The 14,678-nt window shown below is 68.7% G+C and carries 14 protein-coding genes and 1 pseudogene; 13 read left to right on the forward strand and 2 right to left on the reverse strand.

The window, feature by feature from the left end; all coding sequences use genetic code 11:
• Window positions 1-430: 430 nt before the first annotated feature.
• The gene (locus tag ACQPYK_RS41770) at window positions 431-1,636 is read left to right on the forward strand and encodes a cytochrome P450 (RefSeq protein ID WP_433244524.1); all 1,206 of its coding nucleotides are present in this window, start codon (window positions 431-433) and stop codon (window positions 1,634-1,636) included.
• A gap of 104 nt (window positions 1,637-1,740) precedes the next feature.
• Window positions 1,741-2,382 (forward strand): class I SAM-dependent methyltransferase, encoded by a 642-nt coding sequence (locus tag ACQPYK_RS41775; protein WP_433244527.1) that lies wholly within the window; start codon window positions 1,741-1,743, stop codon window positions 2,380-2,382.
• A gap of 317 nt (window positions 2,383-2,699) precedes the next feature.
• Here ACQPYK_RS41775 and ACQPYK_RS41780 read toward each other — a convergent pair whose 3' ends face one another.
• On the reverse strand, window positions 2,700-3,590 hold the full coding sequence (locus tag ACQPYK_RS41780) for a polyprenyl synthetase family protein (protein ID WP_433244530.1): 891 nt from the start codon (window positions 3,588-3,590) through the stop codon (window positions 2,700-2,702).
• Between the two features lie 392 nt (window positions 3,591-3,982).
• Here ACQPYK_RS41780 and ACQPYK_RS41785 point away from each other — a divergent pair, with 392 nt between their 5' ends.
• From ACQPYK_RS41785 to ACQPYK_RS41815, 7 genes and pseudogenes are all read left to right on the forward strand, one after another.
• Window positions 3,983-4,897 carry a hypothetical protein gene (locus tag ACQPYK_RS41785; RefSeq protein ID WP_433244533.1) on the forward strand — a complete coding sequence of 305 codons (915 nt, stop codon included), beginning with the start codon at window positions 3,983-3,985 and terminating at the stop codon, window positions 4,895-4,897.
• 138 nt (window positions 4,898-5,035) lie between these two features.
• Window positions 5,036-5,356, forward strand: a pseudogene (locus ACQPYK_RS41790) (tyrosine-protein phosphatase); the annotation flags it as partial.
• 92 nt (window positions 5,357-5,448) lie between these two features.
• Window positions 5,449-5,667 (forward strand): hypothetical protein, encoded by a 219-nt coding sequence (locus tag ACQPYK_RS41795; protein WP_433259149.1) that lies wholly within the window; start codon window positions 5,449-5,451, stop codon window positions 5,665-5,667.
• A 26-nt stretch (window positions 5,668-5,693) separates the two neighbouring features.
• Window positions 5,694-5,978: a Scr1 family TA system antitoxin-like transcriptional regulator gene (locus ACQPYK_RS41800; RefSeq protein ID WP_433244536.1), complete on the forward strand. Its 285-nt coding sequence runs from the start codon at window positions 5,694-5,696 to the stop codon at window positions 5,976-5,978.
• Between the two features lie 259 nt (window positions 5,979-6,237).
• Entirely contained in the window at window positions 6,238-6,999 is a 762-nt protein-coding gene (locus ACQPYK_RS41805) for a DUF1838 family protein (protein WP_433244539.1), read from the forward strand.
• Between the two features lie 327 nt (window positions 7,000-7,326).
• Window positions 7,327-7,536, forward strand: coding sequence for a hypothetical protein (locus ACQPYK_RS41810; RefSeq protein WP_433244542.1), 210 nt, complete (start codon window positions 7,327-7,329; stop codon window positions 7,534-7,536).
• Between the two features lie 265 nt (window positions 7,537-7,801).
• Window positions 7,802-8,413, forward strand: coding sequence for a L,D-transpeptidase (locus ACQPYK_RS41815; RefSeq protein WP_433244545.1), 612 nt, complete (start codon window positions 7,802-7,804; stop codon window positions 8,411-8,413).
• Between the two features lie 9 nt (window positions 8,414-8,422).
• Here ACQPYK_RS41815 and ACQPYK_RS41820 read toward each other — a convergent pair whose 3' ends face one another.
• Window positions 8,423-9,451 (reverse strand): GDP-mannose 4,6-dehydratase, encoded by a 1,029-nt coding sequence (locus ACQPYK_RS41820; protein WP_433259075.1) that lies wholly within the window; start codon window positions 9,449-9,451, stop codon window positions 8,423-8,425.
• A gap of 277 nt (window positions 9,452-9,728) precedes the next feature.
• Between ACQPYK_RS41820 and ACQPYK_RS41825 the strand changes: the two genes are divergently transcribed.
• The 4 genes from ACQPYK_RS41825 to ACQPYK_RS41840 all read left to right on the forward strand — a co-directional run bounded on the left by ACQPYK_RS41825 (window position 9,729) and on the right by ACQPYK_RS41840 (window position 14,669).
• Entirely contained in the window at window positions 9,729-10,973 is a 1,245-nt protein-coding gene (locus tag ACQPYK_RS41825; protein WP_433244548.1) for a glycosyltransferase family 4 protein, read from the forward strand.
• Window positions 10,974-11,009: 36 nt separating this feature from the next.
• A complete protein-coding gene (locus ACQPYK_RS41830) occupies window positions 11,010-11,723 on the forward strand; it encodes a class I SAM-dependent methyltransferase (RefSeq protein WP_433244551.1) in 714 nt (237 codons plus the stop codon).
• 88 nt (window positions 11,724-11,811) lie between these two features.
• A complete protein-coding gene (locus ACQPYK_RS41835) occupies window positions 11,812-12,864 on the forward strand; it encodes a prenyltransferase (RefSeq protein WP_433244554.1) in 1,053 nt (350 codons plus the stop codon).
• Window positions 12,865-13,709: 845 nt separating this feature from the next.
• Window positions 13,710-14,669, forward strand: a complete 960-nt coding sequence (locus ACQPYK_RS41840) for a DUF1702 family protein (protein ID WP_433244557.1) — start codon at window positions 13,710-13,712, stop codon at window positions 14,667-14,669.
• The last annotated feature ends 9 nt before the right edge of the window (window positions 14,670-14,678 follow it).

Here is a 14,678-nt window from a genome sequence, read left to right on the forward strand (position 1 = left end):
CCGGTCCCCGCCGGAACGGCCGGCCCGGACGCCGGCGGCCGGTCGGCCCGCGGGGAGAATCCGGCCGGCGCGGACAGGCGGGAAGGCGAAGACCACGTGGGGCCCGGGAGCGACCGCTCCCGGGCCCCACCGGTCCTCCGGTCCTCGATGCGACCGCCTTCGGGCCGGCCCCCTTGACTCCGCGCCCGGCACATAATAGAACACGTTCCAGAAAGGTCATCAACCAAGCGCTTGATCAAAAACGTGACTCCCCGGCATGCCCGATGAAAGGCAGCCTCTTGACGGCCCTCGTGTCCGCCCTGCCCGCGACGGGCATCCCCTCAAGGGGCGCGCCCCGCGAGCAGGGGGTACGCCACCCGACCGCCCCCGAAGGCCGCGTCGGCACAAGCCGCACCCAAGGACGTCAGCACGGTTTCGCGTAGGAGGACGGATGGATATCAACCTGGTCGATCAGGACTTCTACTCGCGGAACGGCGCGCCTCATGACCAGCTCGCCTGGCTGCGGGCCAACGCACCGGTCTATCCGCACCCCGGTGACGCGGAGCGGGAGTGGCCGGGATTCTGGGCGGTCACCAGGCACGCCGACGTGGTGCACGTCTCCCGCCGCTCCGACCTGTTCTCCTCCAGCCGCAAGCTCGCGCTGTTCAACGAGATGCCCGAGGACCAGCGCGCGCTCCAGCGGATGATGATGCTCAACCAGGACCCACCGGAGCACACCCGGCGGCGCTCCCTGGTCAACCGGGGTTTCACCCCGCGCATGATGGGCGCTCTGGAGCAGCACATCCGCGACATCTGTCATGAGCTGGTGGACGAGGCCAAGGGACGCGGGTCGGTCGACTTCGTCAGGGACATCTCCGCCCCGCTGCCGCTGTATGTGATCTGCGAGTTGCTCGGCGCCCCCGTCGAGGATCGGGACAAGATCTTCGCCTGGTCCAACCAGATGATCGGGGCCGAGGACCCGGACTACGCGGCCGACCCCGCCGAGGGCGCCGACGCGGCCATGGAGGTCTACGCCTACGCCAACTCCCTGGCCGCCGAGCGACGCGAGCGGCCCCGCGAGGACATCGTCACCAAGCTGATCATGCCCGACGCCGCCGGCGAGACGCTCACCGAGGAGGAGTTCGACCTGTTCGTGCTCCTGCTGGTGGTCGCGGGCAACGAGACCACCCGCAACGCGGCCTCCGGTGGCATGCTCGCCTTCTTCGAGCACCCCGAGCAGTGGAAGCGCCTGGTCGCCGACCGCGCCCTGGCCCGCTCCGCGGCCGACGAGATCGTCCGATGGGTCTCCCCCGTGAATCTCTTCCGCCGTACGGCCACCGCCGACACGACGATCGGCGGGCAGGAGGTCAAGCAGGACGACAAGATCGTGGTCTTCTACAGCTCCGCCAACCGGGACGAGGACGTGTTCGCCGACCCCGGCGTCTTCGACATCGGCCGCGACCCCAACCCGCACATCGGCTTCGGCGGCGGAGGAGCGCACTTCTGCCTCGGCAACCACCTCGCCAAGCTGGAGCTGCGGGTGCTCTTCGAGGTGCTGGCCGAACGACTGCCCGGCCTGGCCCAGGCCGGACCCGCCCGCCGGCTCCGCTCCAACTTCATCAACGGCATCAAGGATCTGCCGGTCACCCTCGCCTGACATTGATCACCGGCGCTCGACCGGGTTGGCGTCAGGAATCCGTCATCAACTGCCAAAGTTCGCAAATCTGACATGGCGCCCTCACCTGGGGGAATAAGCCGCTGATGCTGCTTGGAATCCGCCCCGGTGACGGTGACACTCGCGCCTTCCTTAGCGCGATCATGCGCAATCCCCATCAGCTGGGCGCGATCGCGCCCAGCTCGAAGGTCGTCGCCCGGCTGGCCACATCGGTCGTCCCGGGCATTCGCGGAGCCGTGGTCGTCGAGCTCGGCGCCGGCGGCGGCGTGATCAGCGACGCGATCCGCGACCGCCTGTCGCCGGACGGGCGGCAACTCGCCGTCGAACTCAACCACGACATGGTCCGTCATCTGAGGCGCAGCCGCCCCTGGCTGGAAGTGATCGCCGGCGATGCGGGCGATCTGAGCAAATTCCTGGGACGGGCCGGGCTGACACAGGTCGACGCGATCGTCTCCTCGCTTCCTTGGAGCCTGTTCGACGGGCAGCGGCAAAAGCACATTCTGGACGAGGTGTCAGCCGTGCTCGCTCCGGACGGAAGGTTCAGCACCGTCACCACCCTGACCGCGATGCCCTTCCGGCGATTCCGGCTGTTCCGCGGGCTCCTCGAACACACCTTCGCCACCGTCGACACCATGGGACCGGTCTGGCGCAACGTCCCGCCCGCCTTGATCTTCACCGCCTCGAAGGTCCCGTCCCCCGCTTCGCGGGACAGGCGGGAGCCTCGTTGACGACATCGGAACCGGGAAGACCTCCCCCATCGACCACACCGGCCACCTGACCTGCGCCGACCCCCCGGTCCACATCGGCCACCCGGCCCACACCGGCTACCCGGTCCGTGCCGACCCACCCGGCCCACGCCGGCCACCCTGTCCGAGCCGGCTACCCGGTCCGTGCCGACCCACCCGGTCCACATCGGCCACCCGGTCTGCGCCGACCACCCGGCCCACACCGGCCACCCTGTCCGAGCCGGCCACCCGGTCCACATTGGCCACCCTGTCCGAGCCGGCCACCTGATCTGCGCCGACCCCCCGGTCCACACCGGAGGTCAGGCGACGACCAGCGCCTGCGCCCGGTCGATGTAGGCGGACGGCAGGCCGTACAGGACGCGGGCGATCCGCGGGTCGGCGATGACCGGGAGCGAGGCCAGGGCGTCGGACGCCAGGCCCCGGCAGTACTCCAGGGTGTCGTCGACCATGCGGCTGCGCCGCAGGCGGGCGAGCAGGCTCGCGATCTCGTCCTCGCTCAGCCGCCTGCCGAGGAAGGAGCGCAGGTCATCGTGGTCGTGGCGCAGCGCCAGCAGCAGCGGGACGGTGTAGACGCCCTGCCTGAGGTCGTTGCCGACCGGCTTACCGAGCCGCTCGGCGGTGGAAGCCAGATCCAGCAGGTCGTCGAGGATCTGGAAGATGACGCCGAACCGCTCGCCGTATTCGGCCATGCTCCGCCCTGCCGGGTGCGCGACCAGGCAGCTCGCCCGGAACAGGGCGGCGGTCTTGCCGGTGATCGACCGCAGCGCGTCTTCGAAGGTGCGGTCAGGGTCGAACAGCTCGGCGGCCTCCTGGAACTGGCCTTCGGCGAGCTCGACGACCACCGCAGCGAGCGTCTCGGCGACCGGTTTGGAGGTCGAGGACAGCGCGACGAGGCCGGCCCTGGCGAGCATGAAGTCACCGACCACCAGCGCCCTGGCGTCACCGAGCTCGGCGTTGAGGGTCCGCACCCCCCTGCGCTCGGCGGCGTTGTCCATGAGGTCGTCGTGGACCAGCGACCCGGCGTGGATCAACTCCACACACGCCGCCGCGGTGACCACCCGGCTGCTGACGGACCCGCCGAGCGCGAGCGCGGTCGCCAGCGTCAGCGCGGGCCGCAGCCGTTTCCCTCCGGCACCGGCGATGCGTCCGGCCGCCCGGTTGATGAGCGGTAGCCGCGAGGAGGTGCTCATCCTGAGGATGCGCCTCTCCACGCGCGCTAATCCGGCCGATACCCCCGGAATGTCGATGATCTCCTCCGGGCACGTGACATGGGCAAGCACGGCACTTCCTCCTCAGCCTCAGCTCACCTGACCAACCGCCTCCACGCTGCCCGATCACCGCTGAGGCGACGCTGAGCCTCGCTGAGACCCGTCTCAGGACGGGTTTTTCATGATCTGTTGGGATGGGCGGGGTTGGAGAACGCCTGTCCCGACAGATCAAGAACCGGAGCCTCTATCCACAGAAAAGCGTTCGGTCTCACGAGCTCCTTGCCGGGGACGTCATCCTTCGGCTTATGCGAAAGCCGGCCCATCGACGTGTCCCCCCGGTCCTGGAAGACCTGGCCCTCCATCAGGCGGGAATAGTGACCCGACGCCAGGCACTTGAGCGCGGCCTCTCCCGGGATGCCGTCTCCGGACATCTCAAGGGTGGAAGGTGGCAGGCCGTCCATCCTCGCCGGGGCGTTTACGCGACCTTCACCGGACCGCTGAACAGAACCGCCCAGCTGTGGGCCGCGGTTCTCGCCTGCGGCACGCGCGCCGTGCTCAGCCACCACACCGCCGCCGAACTGTGGGGACTCACCGGACGACGGAGTGACCTGATCCACGTGACGATGCCGCACTGCCACTCGATCGAAGCGCTCAAGGGCGCACGGATCCACTACTCGTCAAAGATGGACCAGATCAGGCACCCGGCCGTCTCTCCTCCGCGGACCCGGCTGGAGGAAACGGTGATCGCGCTGACCCAGGTCGCCCGCGACCTCGACGAGGCCACCGCCTGGATATCGCAGGCCTGCGGTTCCCGGCTGACCACCGCGGCCCGGTTGGCCACCGCGTTCGCCGGACACGGCAGGCTCCGCTGGCGCGCGGAATTGACCGCCATCGTGACCGATGTCGCTGAAGGCGCCCATTCCCTGCTGGAAACACGCTACTTCCGGAAGGTCGAGCAAGCTCATGCTCTTCCCCGAGGCCGACGCCAGCTCCGGCGCGCCGAAGGCGGCACCAGCCGGTACGACGACGTGACCTATGAGAGACACCACACGATCGTCCATCTCGACGGCCGAACCGGCCACATCCACCAGGACGCCTTCCGGGACATGCGCAGGGACAACGCCGCCGCGGAAAGAGACGCCATCTCGCTCCGATACGGCTACGCCGACGTGACCCACCGCCCCTGCGCGGTCGCCGCCCAGATCAGCCGGGTCCTGATCACACGAGGCTGGAAAGGGCGCCCCGTGGCTTGTTGTCCGGCCTGTCCAGTCCTTGAGCTGTTGGGATAGGCAGCCTGTCCAGTCCTTGAGCTGTTGGGATAGGCAGTACTGAGGACCGCCTATCCCAACAGGTCGAGGAAAGGCCATGCGAAGCACCGTCGGCACCGGCAACGGCGATCAAAGGAGTGCACCGCTCGCGACATCGAGATGACGAAGGAGACGCCGAGCCACGCTCCCTGCCGATCGTCATACCGGAATCACCCGACCTCATCGACGCGGGAGGCAGAAGTGATCGTCATCTCGACCGGGAGGGCTGTTTCAACGTCCGGGACCTCGGCGGTTCCCGCGCCGTCGAGGGGCACGAGACCCGGCGGGGCCATCGTCCGCTCGGAGGCTCCTGATCACCTCACCCCAGCGGGCTGGTCAGCGCTTGCCGCGTACGGCATCCGCACGACCGTCGACCTGCGCAACGATCACGAAACTCTCGTCGGCCTGCGCAACGATCACAAACGTCAGGGTGATGCCGAGTCCCATCCGGCTGAGCTCGACATCGTGCACGTCCCGCTGAAGGACTCACCGACACCGACTTCTGGGAACATCGGGGCATCGGAGACCTCCAGGTGGAGCGGCAGAGCATTCTCCGGCGAGCGGTTCCCTCGGCGTTCTGGGCGGTCATCGACTCCCCGGCGTCCTGGGCGATCATCGACGAGGGCGTGCCGCACCGGACGATCGGCGGCCCGGACATCATGGGCCCGGACATCATGAAAGAGCAGCCCGACCATCCTCTTGAGATCGGGCTGAATCCGTGGACCCCCCTTGAGATCGGGGAGAACCCGTGAGCCCCCCTTGAGGCCGGGGAGAACCCGTGGACCCCCTTGAGGCCGGGGAGAATCCGTGGACCTCCGTCCAGGTCCTTCTCGAAAACGCTCATAACATCGCCGGTCTGCTCGGCGGATTCCTCCTCGCCGAACTTCCGGAAGGCAACGTCGCGGCTTACATTGAGTCCCGGGTGACCACCGGCCGGGTGACCGATCGGCCGAAAGAGGTTCGGGCACGGGAATTCAAATACGACGCGATCCGGGCGGACGCGCTGTCCCGGCGCGAGTCGCTGAACCCGATCAGGGAGAAGATGCGGCGATGGACGACCTGACCACCCAGGAACTCAGCACGGCCACATGGCGTGAATGCTGAAGGAACATCCGCCAGGAGCGCCTTGCGGGCCGTCCGTTACACGGGTGCCTCCCGGCGGACGAACCGCGCGACCGGCACACCATGTGAAACCGGCCCCGCCCAGGCTCCCATTGCAGGGAAATGCCGTTTCACGACGGGGCGGCACCAGGACGTGAATCACGGTCGGCAATTTTATGACATATTGCCATAAAATTCCGTCCCGACGAAAGATGGGATCCATGGAAGACGATCTGGTGGATCTGGTGCGAGTACGGTCCGACCTCGGCGGTTCGGAGGTCACGGTCTGGTGGACGGGTGACATCTACGCCTGGATGCCGCAGGAGGGGCCGCATCACCTGTTCGGCTTCGAAGGGGTCAACGTGGCTCGCACCGTCGCGGTGGAGGGCGGTTACGAGCTGCTCAGCCGCGAGGCCGCGTTCTATCTCGACCCGCGCACCAGGAAGATCCTGGGCGAGTGGGACAACGGCTTCGCCGGCGAGCGCGTGGACGTCCTGCATGTGTGGAACGACCCGGTCAACCAGCGCTGGCTGGCCGACGGCCCGTATGGCCCGTTCCGCGCGCCCCGGGTCCGGACGGGCGAGCACGTGATGTTCAACACCGACGTCCTGCTCGCCTACCCCTCCCCCCTCCCCGTCGCCCAGTTCCCCGCCAACTCCGGGGATGACACCTACCGGGCGATGGAGCTGTTCCAGTTCTTCGCCCAGGCCGCCGACCTGGACGACCCCGCCGTCACGAATGTGCCCTGCACCCTGTCCTGGACCCGGGTGGCCCCGTGGCTACCGTGGATGCGGATGGCCGACAGGCCGGGCGCCCTGGTCTACCACTGCCGCGGCGCCAAGCTCTCCGACTGGTCGCAGGTGCCGGAGCACATCCGGGAGTTCGTGGCCGGGCACGCGCCCCGTTTCGCGCACGCCCCCCGGGAGTGGACGGCACCGAACGAGACGAGCTGGACATACTTCAGGAAGCATGCCGCCGGTTGACGTCACCCACCGGCAATCCATCGTCCGGATGACGACGGCCTGCCGTCAAAGCCTTCCCGTTACAGGGCCTACAGCCCGGTATTCCGGTTATAGGACATATAATCCGGCGTTCCGGTCATATATCCGGTGTTCCGAATATCGGAACACCGGATAGAGGCGGTTCGCCGGTGATCCTCCACCGCTCCGACGCTTGACCGTGCTGCCGGTCACTGTCCTTGCCGCGATCTCACTGGCCTTCGCCCTCCCGCGGCTGTCGCCGGGCAGCCCGTGGGCGCTCGCACGACTGCGCCGGTGGCCGGCTCCGGGAAGAGGCATGTCGTGTGTGCGATGAATTCTTTTATCGATCCCGTGAAGGCGGGAAAAGAGAAGAACATGCGCTTACCCGCCGACGTGGCATCGACCGCCGGGGATGGGTATGCCTCTTTCCGGCCGCCCGATGTGACGTCACGCCGGCTGGCACCACCGAGGACCACCAGAACCGACGACCCGGAAAATCAGCCAATGCGCTTCTTCTTGCTGGACGCCCTTCTTGCGTGAGCGACGTGGGCCCGGCGCACCCGTCTTCCCCACCGCCGTGGCCGTGGGTGCGACCCTGCTGGCCGTATCGGCCCTGGTCTCCGCCTGCGGAACCGGCGACCCGCCGCCCGCCGCGCCGCCGTCCTCTTCGCCACCGTCTTCGTCGCCATCGCCGGAGGCGATGGAGCCGGCTCCCGTTTCACGGAAACAAATGGCGCAATTACCAATTTCCACGACTTATTCCACATTGCGCCGGGCACCGCGGGATCCCCACCCGTTCGAACCCATGAGCGGGCTCATCGTTCACCCGAAGGTCCGGCAGGTCGTCTACTCCCGGCCGGGCGGTCCGCCGGTGGCGATACTGCCGCCCACCCAACTGGGGGGCGCGACCTGGGTTCCGGTGGCGCAAACGCTGCCGGGATGGGCGCGGGTGCTGCTGCCGAGCCGGCCCAACCGGTCCACGGGGTGGATCCACACCGGCGACGGCGGGGTGCGGACCACCCGCAGCGCCTACCGGGTGCGGGTGGACCTGAGCGCCCACCGGCTCGTCGTGCTCGACGCCGATGCCGATGCCGATGCCGATGCCGATGCCGGGCGACGATCCTGGGCGGTGGCCGTGGGCACCGCCCAGACGCCCACGCCGGCGGGGCGAACGTTCCTGCTGGCCGCGGTGTCCCCGGACCGCCCGACCTATAGCCCGCTGTTCCTGGCCCTCGGCGCGCATTCGGGAACCCTCAGGAGCTTCGCCGGCGGTCCCGCGACGATCGCCCTGCACGGCTGGCCGGACGAGACGGTGTTCGGCCACGAGGTGAGTTACGGCTGCGTGCGGGTTCCGGCGGCGGCGCTGCGCGCGCTCTCCCGGATCCCGCCGGGCACCCCCGTAATGATCACCAAATAGCCGCGGGGATCAGGGCCAGGAGGAGTCCTGGTCGGGGTCCCCGCCGTTGGACAGAAGCTTGACGTCGGAATCGACCATCATCGCGACGAGTTCCTCGAAGGAGACCGACGGCTCCCAGCCGAGCTGGACGCGGGCCTTCTTCGGGTCGGCGCAGAGCAGGTCCACCTCGGCGGGGCGGTGCAGGGACCGGTCGCCGACGACGTATCGCTCCCAGTCGAGACCCGCGGCGCTGAAGGCGGCCTCCACCAGCTCGCGGACGCTGTGGGTACGGCCGGTGCCGATCACGTAGTCCTCCGGCGTGTCCGCCTGGAGCATCAGGTGCATCGCACGGACGTAGTCGCCCGCGTACCCCCAGTCGCGCCGGGCCTCCATGTTGCCCAGTCGCAGCTCTGTGGCGAGGCCGAGCTTGATCCTCGCCACGCCCAGGGTCACCTTGCGGGTGACGAACTCGGCGCCGCGGCGGGGGGACTCATGGTTGAAGAGGATTCCCGACACCGCGTACATGCCGTAGGACTCGCGGTAGTTCTGGGTCAGGAAGTGCCCGTAGGCCTTTGCCACGCCGTACGGCGAGCGGGGGTGGAAAGGGGTGATCTCGGTCTGCGGGGTCTCGCGGACCTGGCCGAACATCTCCGACGACGAGGCCTGGTAGAAGCGGATCTGACCCGATCCGGCGACCGTCCGCGAGGACGAGATTCCGGAGCAGACCCGGATGGCCTCCAGCATGCGCAGCACGCCCATGCCGGTGACCTCGGCGGTGAGCTCCGCCTGCTCCCACGACATCGGGACGAAGGAGATGGCGCCCAGGTTGTAGACCTCGTCGGGCTGGACCTTCTCCACGGCGGAGATCAGCGATCCCTGGTCGAGCAGGTCGCCCCGGACGAGCTGGACGTCCTGCAGGAGCTTGCGCACCCGGGAGACACGTGGGTTGGCCTGCCCCCGGACCAGGCCCCACACCTCGTAGCCCTGACTCAGCAGGCACTCGGCCAGATAGGAACCGTCCTGCCCGGTGATACCGGTGATCAGTGCGCGCCTGGCCAACGCGTCCTCCTTCTTCATCGAGCAGACCTTGTTCCACTGATTGGCGAATGTACCGTCATGCCCATGGATGGGCATCATGTCGCCTACATCACAGCTAGAACAGGTTTCACCGAATCACGCTCGGTCAAGCTAACTTCGCAGTTCGGGACCAGTGAGGCATGTTCTAGGAACAATTACACATCGGGTCCAAGAGCGCTACCGAATGGTAGGGTCCGAGGACTAAGGTCATCTTTCACGGTACCTGTCCCCTTCCGGACAGGGTGAGGAAGGGGTTGCCGTGCCAGGTGCGGACTCACTGCGGGTCGCGCTGCTGTCCTACCGCAGCAAACCGACCTGTGGAGGCCAGGGCGTCTACCTGCGTCACCTCAGCCGCGAACTGGTCGCCCTCGGGCACCACGTCGAGGTCTTCTCCGGTCAGCCGTACCCCGAGCTCGACGAGGGCGTCATCCTCAACAAGGTCCCCAGCCTGGACCTGTATCGCGACGAGGATCCCTTCCGCACCCCCAAGCTGCACGAGTACCGCGACTGGATCGACATGCTCGAAGTCGCGACCATGTGGACCGCCGGGTTCCCCGAGCCGCTGACCTTCACCCTCAGGGCACACCGTGAGCTGAAGAAGCGTGTCGGCGACTTCGACGTGGTGCAGGACAACCAGACCCTCGGCTACGGCCTGCTCGGCATCCAGAAGCTGTTCCCCGTGGTCGGCACCATCCACCACCCGATCAGTGTGGACCGGCGGATCGAGCTGCAGGCCGCGCCGCTGCGCAAGAAACTGTCGCTCAGAAGGTGGTACGGCTTCGTCCGGATGCAGGCCAAGGTCGCGCCCAAGCTGAGCCCGATCCTGACCGTCAGCGAGTCTTCCCTCGCCGACATCCACCGCGACTTCAACGTGCCCCAGGCCAACATGCGGCTCATCCCGCTCGGTGTGGACACCCGCTACTTCCACCCGCGCCCGGAAATGCCCAAGAGGCCCGGCTCGATCGTCGCGGTGGCCAGTGCCGACTCCCCGATGAAGGGCGTCTCCACGCTGCTGCGGGCGGTGGCGAAGCTCGCCACCGAGCGCGACGTGAACCTGACCGTGGTCAGCAAGCCCACTCCCGGCGGCCCGACCGAGAAGCTGGTCACCGAGCTCTCCCTGCACGACCGGGTCAGGTTCGTGCACGGCATCTCCGACACCGAACTGGGCGAGCTGATCGCCACTTCGGAGATCTCGGTCGTGCCCTCGCTCTACGAGGGCTTCTCGCTGCCGGCCGTCGAGCACATGGCCTGCGGGACCCCGCTGGTCGCCAGCCGTACCGGGGCGCTGCCCGAGGTGGTCGGCGACGCGGCCGTCCAGGTGGCCCCGGGCGACCCCGAAGAGCTGGCCGCCGTCCTGCGCCGCCTGCACGACTCCCCCGAGGAGCGGGCCGTGGTGGGCAGGAAGGGTTACGAGCGGGTCATGGAGCGCTACACCTGGAACGTCGTCGCCCAGCGGACCGTGGAGGCCTACCACGAGGCCATCCAGGCTCGCCGCGCGAAGTGACCGACCCTGAACCGATCATCTCAAGAGGAGCGGCGAGTGCTGACTGTCGACTTCGGCCGGTTGCCCGTGGGGCCCGGAACCCGAGTTCTGGACCTGGGCTGCGGCGGCGGACGACACGCGTTCGAGGTGCTGCGCCGAGGCGCCGACGTCGTGGCCTTCGATATGGACGCCGATGAGCTGGAGGGCGTGGCGAGCATGTTCTCCGCGATGGACAAGGCCGGCGAGGTGCCCCCGGGCGCGACGGCCGAGACCGTCACCGGTGACGCGCTCAAGATGCCGTTCGAGGACGCGAGCTTCGACCGCGTGATCGCGGCCGAGGTGCTGGAGCACATCCCCGACGACATGGCCGCGATGCGGGAGATCTTCCGGGTGCTCAAGCCGGGTGGCCGGGCGGCCATAACGGTGCCGAGCTTCCTGCCGGAGCGGATCTGCTGGGCACTGGACGAGGCGTATCACACCGCCCCCGGTGGCCACGTCCGCATTTACACGCTGGCCGAGCTGAGCGCCAAGCTGAAGTCCGTCGGCATGGAGATCGGCCCGCACCACCACGCCCACGGCCTGCACGCGCCGTACTGGTGGATCAAGTGCGCGGTCGGCGTCAACAACGACGATCATCCGCTGGCCAAGGCCTATCACGAGATCCTGGTCTGGGACATCATGAAGCGCCCGGCCGCCACCCGGATCGCCGAAGCGGTGCTGAACCCGCTCATCGGCAAAAGCGTGGTGCTCTACGTCCGGAAGCCCGCATGAGCGACCAGCTGAGGCGGGAGCGAATCCGACGTAGTGAGCGCGGCGGCCTGCCGGGGAACGAGGCGGGCCGCGCGGCGAATGAGGAGCGGTGAGCGACCAGCTGGGGTGGGAGCAGGTCGTCCAGACCGCTCAGAGCATCGCGGACGTGCAGGAGCCCGACGGCGGCATCCCGTGGCCCGAAGGGCACGTGGACGCCTGGAACCACGTCGAGTGCCTGATGGCGATGAGCGTGGCGGGGCTCGCCGGGCCGGCTCGCAAGGGCTATGACTGGCTGGTCCGCGCGCAGCGGGCCGACGGCTCCTGGCCGATGAAGCTGGTCGGGGGCAGTGCGGTCGAGCAGGGCGGGGAGTCCAACCACGCCGCCTACGTCGCGGTCGGCGTCTGGCACGAGCTGCTGGTCACCGGCGACGAGGATTTCGCCCGGGAGATGTGGCCGGTCGTCCGCTCGGCGCTGGACTTCGTGGTCGCCCTGCAGACCACCCGGGGCGAGGTCGTCTGGGAGCGAGCCGCCAACGGCAGGGCCGCCGAATACGCCCTGTTGACCGGCTGCGCCTCCATCTATCAGGGATTGCGCAGCGGTGTGCTGCTGGGGGAACAGCTGGGCGTTCCGCAGCCCGACTGGGAGCTCGCGGCCGACCAGCTCGGCCACGTGCTCCTCGCCCACCCCGAGGCGTTCGCCGACAAGAGCCGCTTCTCGATGGACTGGTACTACCCGATCCTCGGTGGCGCGGTGCGCGGTCCCGCCGCCCAGGCACGGCTGGCCGAGGAGTGGGACACGTTCGTGGAGCCGGGACTCGGCATCCGCTGTGTCTCCGACCAGCCGTGGGTGACCGGCGCCGAGTCGTGTGAGCTGGTGCTCGCGCTGGACGCCATGGGTGAGCGTGACCGGGCGCTGAAGCTCTTCGCCGACATGCAGCATCTCCGGCACGAGGACGGCTCCTACTGGACGGGCTGGCAGTTCGTGAACGGCAAGCACTTCCCGCACGAGCGCTCCGCCTACACCGCGGCCGCCGTCGTGCTGGCCGCCGACGCGCTTACCGGGCACACCGCAGCCGCGGGCATCTTCCGGGACGCGGGCAAGTATGCGACGGACCGCCCCACCGCCGCCTGCGGCTGCAGCCACACCCCTTCCCGGACCTGAGCCCGTCACCCGCCGTGCTCTGGACTCGCCGCGATCTGACGGGATTCCCGGGGATCTAACAGTTTCTTTGCCAGGAACCCGAAACGCGGTGCTTGAAGGGCCGAATGTCGCTTACTACGTTCGGGCCTGTGAGCAATGCGGAGGGCACCCGGATAGTAGCTCAGAGCGACGGAGTCGAGCAGGCCGCCGCAGCGAAGGACCCCGATACGCATCGGGTCCCCGGCCCTGAAGGGACCGGCTCCGGAAACGGCTCCGGAAACGGCTTCGAAAAGGTCCCCGGCGCGGAAATCGCTTCGGGGGTGGAAGGCGCCCCCCGCGTGGAGGAGACCGCGGCCGGAGAGGTCTCCGGCCGCGAGAGCGCCTCCGGCACGGCAGGCGCCTCCGGCACACGCGAGACGGCGGCGGGAAGGATTTTCGCCGCCGGTGAGACCTCCGGCGCTGCGGATGGCCTCGACACCGCGGAAATGCCCTGCGTACACGTCGCCGGTGCCATGGAGGCCTCCTGCGCGTGGGAGACAGGAGCCGGAGACGCCCCTTCCACCGAGCGGTTTCCCCGCGCCACCCCGGCGTCCCCGAAGCCTGAGTCCTCGAAACCGGGCTTCCCGAAGCCGGACACTCCGGACACCCTGACCTCACCCGCTTCGGTCCCGCCCGCTTCGTCCCCGGACACCCTGACCCCACGGGTTTCATCCCCGCCGCCCTCCGCCCCGGACACCCCGACCTCACCCGCTTCGACCCCGCCCGCTTCGTCCCCGGACACCCTGACCCCACGAGTTTCATCCCCGCCGCCCTCCGTCCCGGACACCCCGACCTCACCCGCTTCGGTCCCGCCTACGCCGATACCGGTGGATCCGGCCGAGCTGGAGCTGACCAGGCCTCGTGGCCTGCCCGGCCTGTTCTGGCAGAATCTCGCCCAGGTCGACTTCGGGCCGCGCCGGTTCCGGCTGGGGCCCGCCCGGGAGCGGTTGGAGACCGCGAGCCAGTCGTTCCTGACGGGTTTCAACGCGATGATCGCCGGTGAGGTCGAGCGGATCGACGACATTCATCAGGAGCTGCGGGGATTCGCCTACGAGGGCGCGGGGATGGCCTGCGCGACCCTGGACGTGCTCACGATCACCGGAGGCCGGCGGCTCAGAGGGCTGCTCAGCGGGCAGGGCATGCGCTACCCGCACATGATCCACCTGGGCGCCGGCTGGGCATACGCCCGGCTGCACATGCGGCCTATGTGGGGCATTCGCTCGGTCCACCCGCTGCTGCGCTGGCTGGCGTTCGACGGCTTCGGCTTCCACCAGGGTTTCTTCGCCACCGATCGGACGGTGGGGCGGCAGCGCACGGCCGGCCTGATGGACCGGACCCGGCGGGCGATCTTCGACCAGGGGCTGGGCCGGATGATCTGGTTCCACGAGTGCGCGGGCGTGGACGACGTCATCCTGCGCATCGCCGAGTTCCCTCCGGGCCGCCGTGCCGACCTGTGGAGCGGCGTGGGCATGGCCGCCACGTACGTCGGCGGTGCGGCCGTCGCCGATCTGGAACGGCTGAACTCGGCAGCGGCCGAGGACGGCTTCCGCGCCCACCTCGTCCAAGGCAGCGCCTTCGCCTGCGCCTGCCGGCTGATCTCCGGGATCGTGCCCGACCACACGACCGCCGCGGCACCCGCGCTGTGCGGGGTGGAAGTCGACGAGGCGAGTGGCTGGACCGACACCGCGCTCATCTCCCTCGGGCACAACGCGCACAGTGGCGACCACTACCAGGCCTGGCGGGCCGGGATCAGGAAGGCATGGGCGCGGCGCAACCGCGACTCGTGACCTGAGAGC

This window comes from Streptosporangium sp. CA-135522, assembly GCF_050949235.1.
GTDB lineage: Bacteria > Actinomycetota > Actinomycetes > Streptosporangiales > Streptosporangiaceae > Streptosporangium.

Coding starts and splice junctions, on each gene's coding strand:
- ACQPYK_RS41770 (WP_433244524.1), top strand. CDS start 431: ATGGATATCAACCTGGTCGATCAGGACTTCTACTCGCGGAACGGCGCG.
- ACQPYK_RS41815 (WP_433244545.1), top strand. CDS start 7,802: ATGAGCGGGCTCATCGTTCACCCGAAGGTCCGGCAGGTCGTCTACTCC.
- ACQPYK_RS41775 (WP_433244527.1), top strand. CDS start 1,741: ATGCTGCTTGGAATCCGCCCCGGTGACGGTGACACTCGCGCCTTCCTT.
- ACQPYK_RS41810 (WP_433244542.1), top strand. CDS start 7,327: ATGAATTCTTTTATCGATCCCGTGAAGGCGGGAAAAGAGAAGAACATG.
- ACQPYK_RS41805 (WP_433244539.1), top strand. CDS start 6,238: ATGGAAGACGATCTGGTGGATCTGGTGCGAGTACGGTCCGACCTCGGC.
- ACQPYK_RS41780 (WP_433244530.1), bottom strand. CDS start 3,590: ATGAGCACCTCCTCGCGGCTACCGCTCATCAACCGGGCGGCCGGACGC.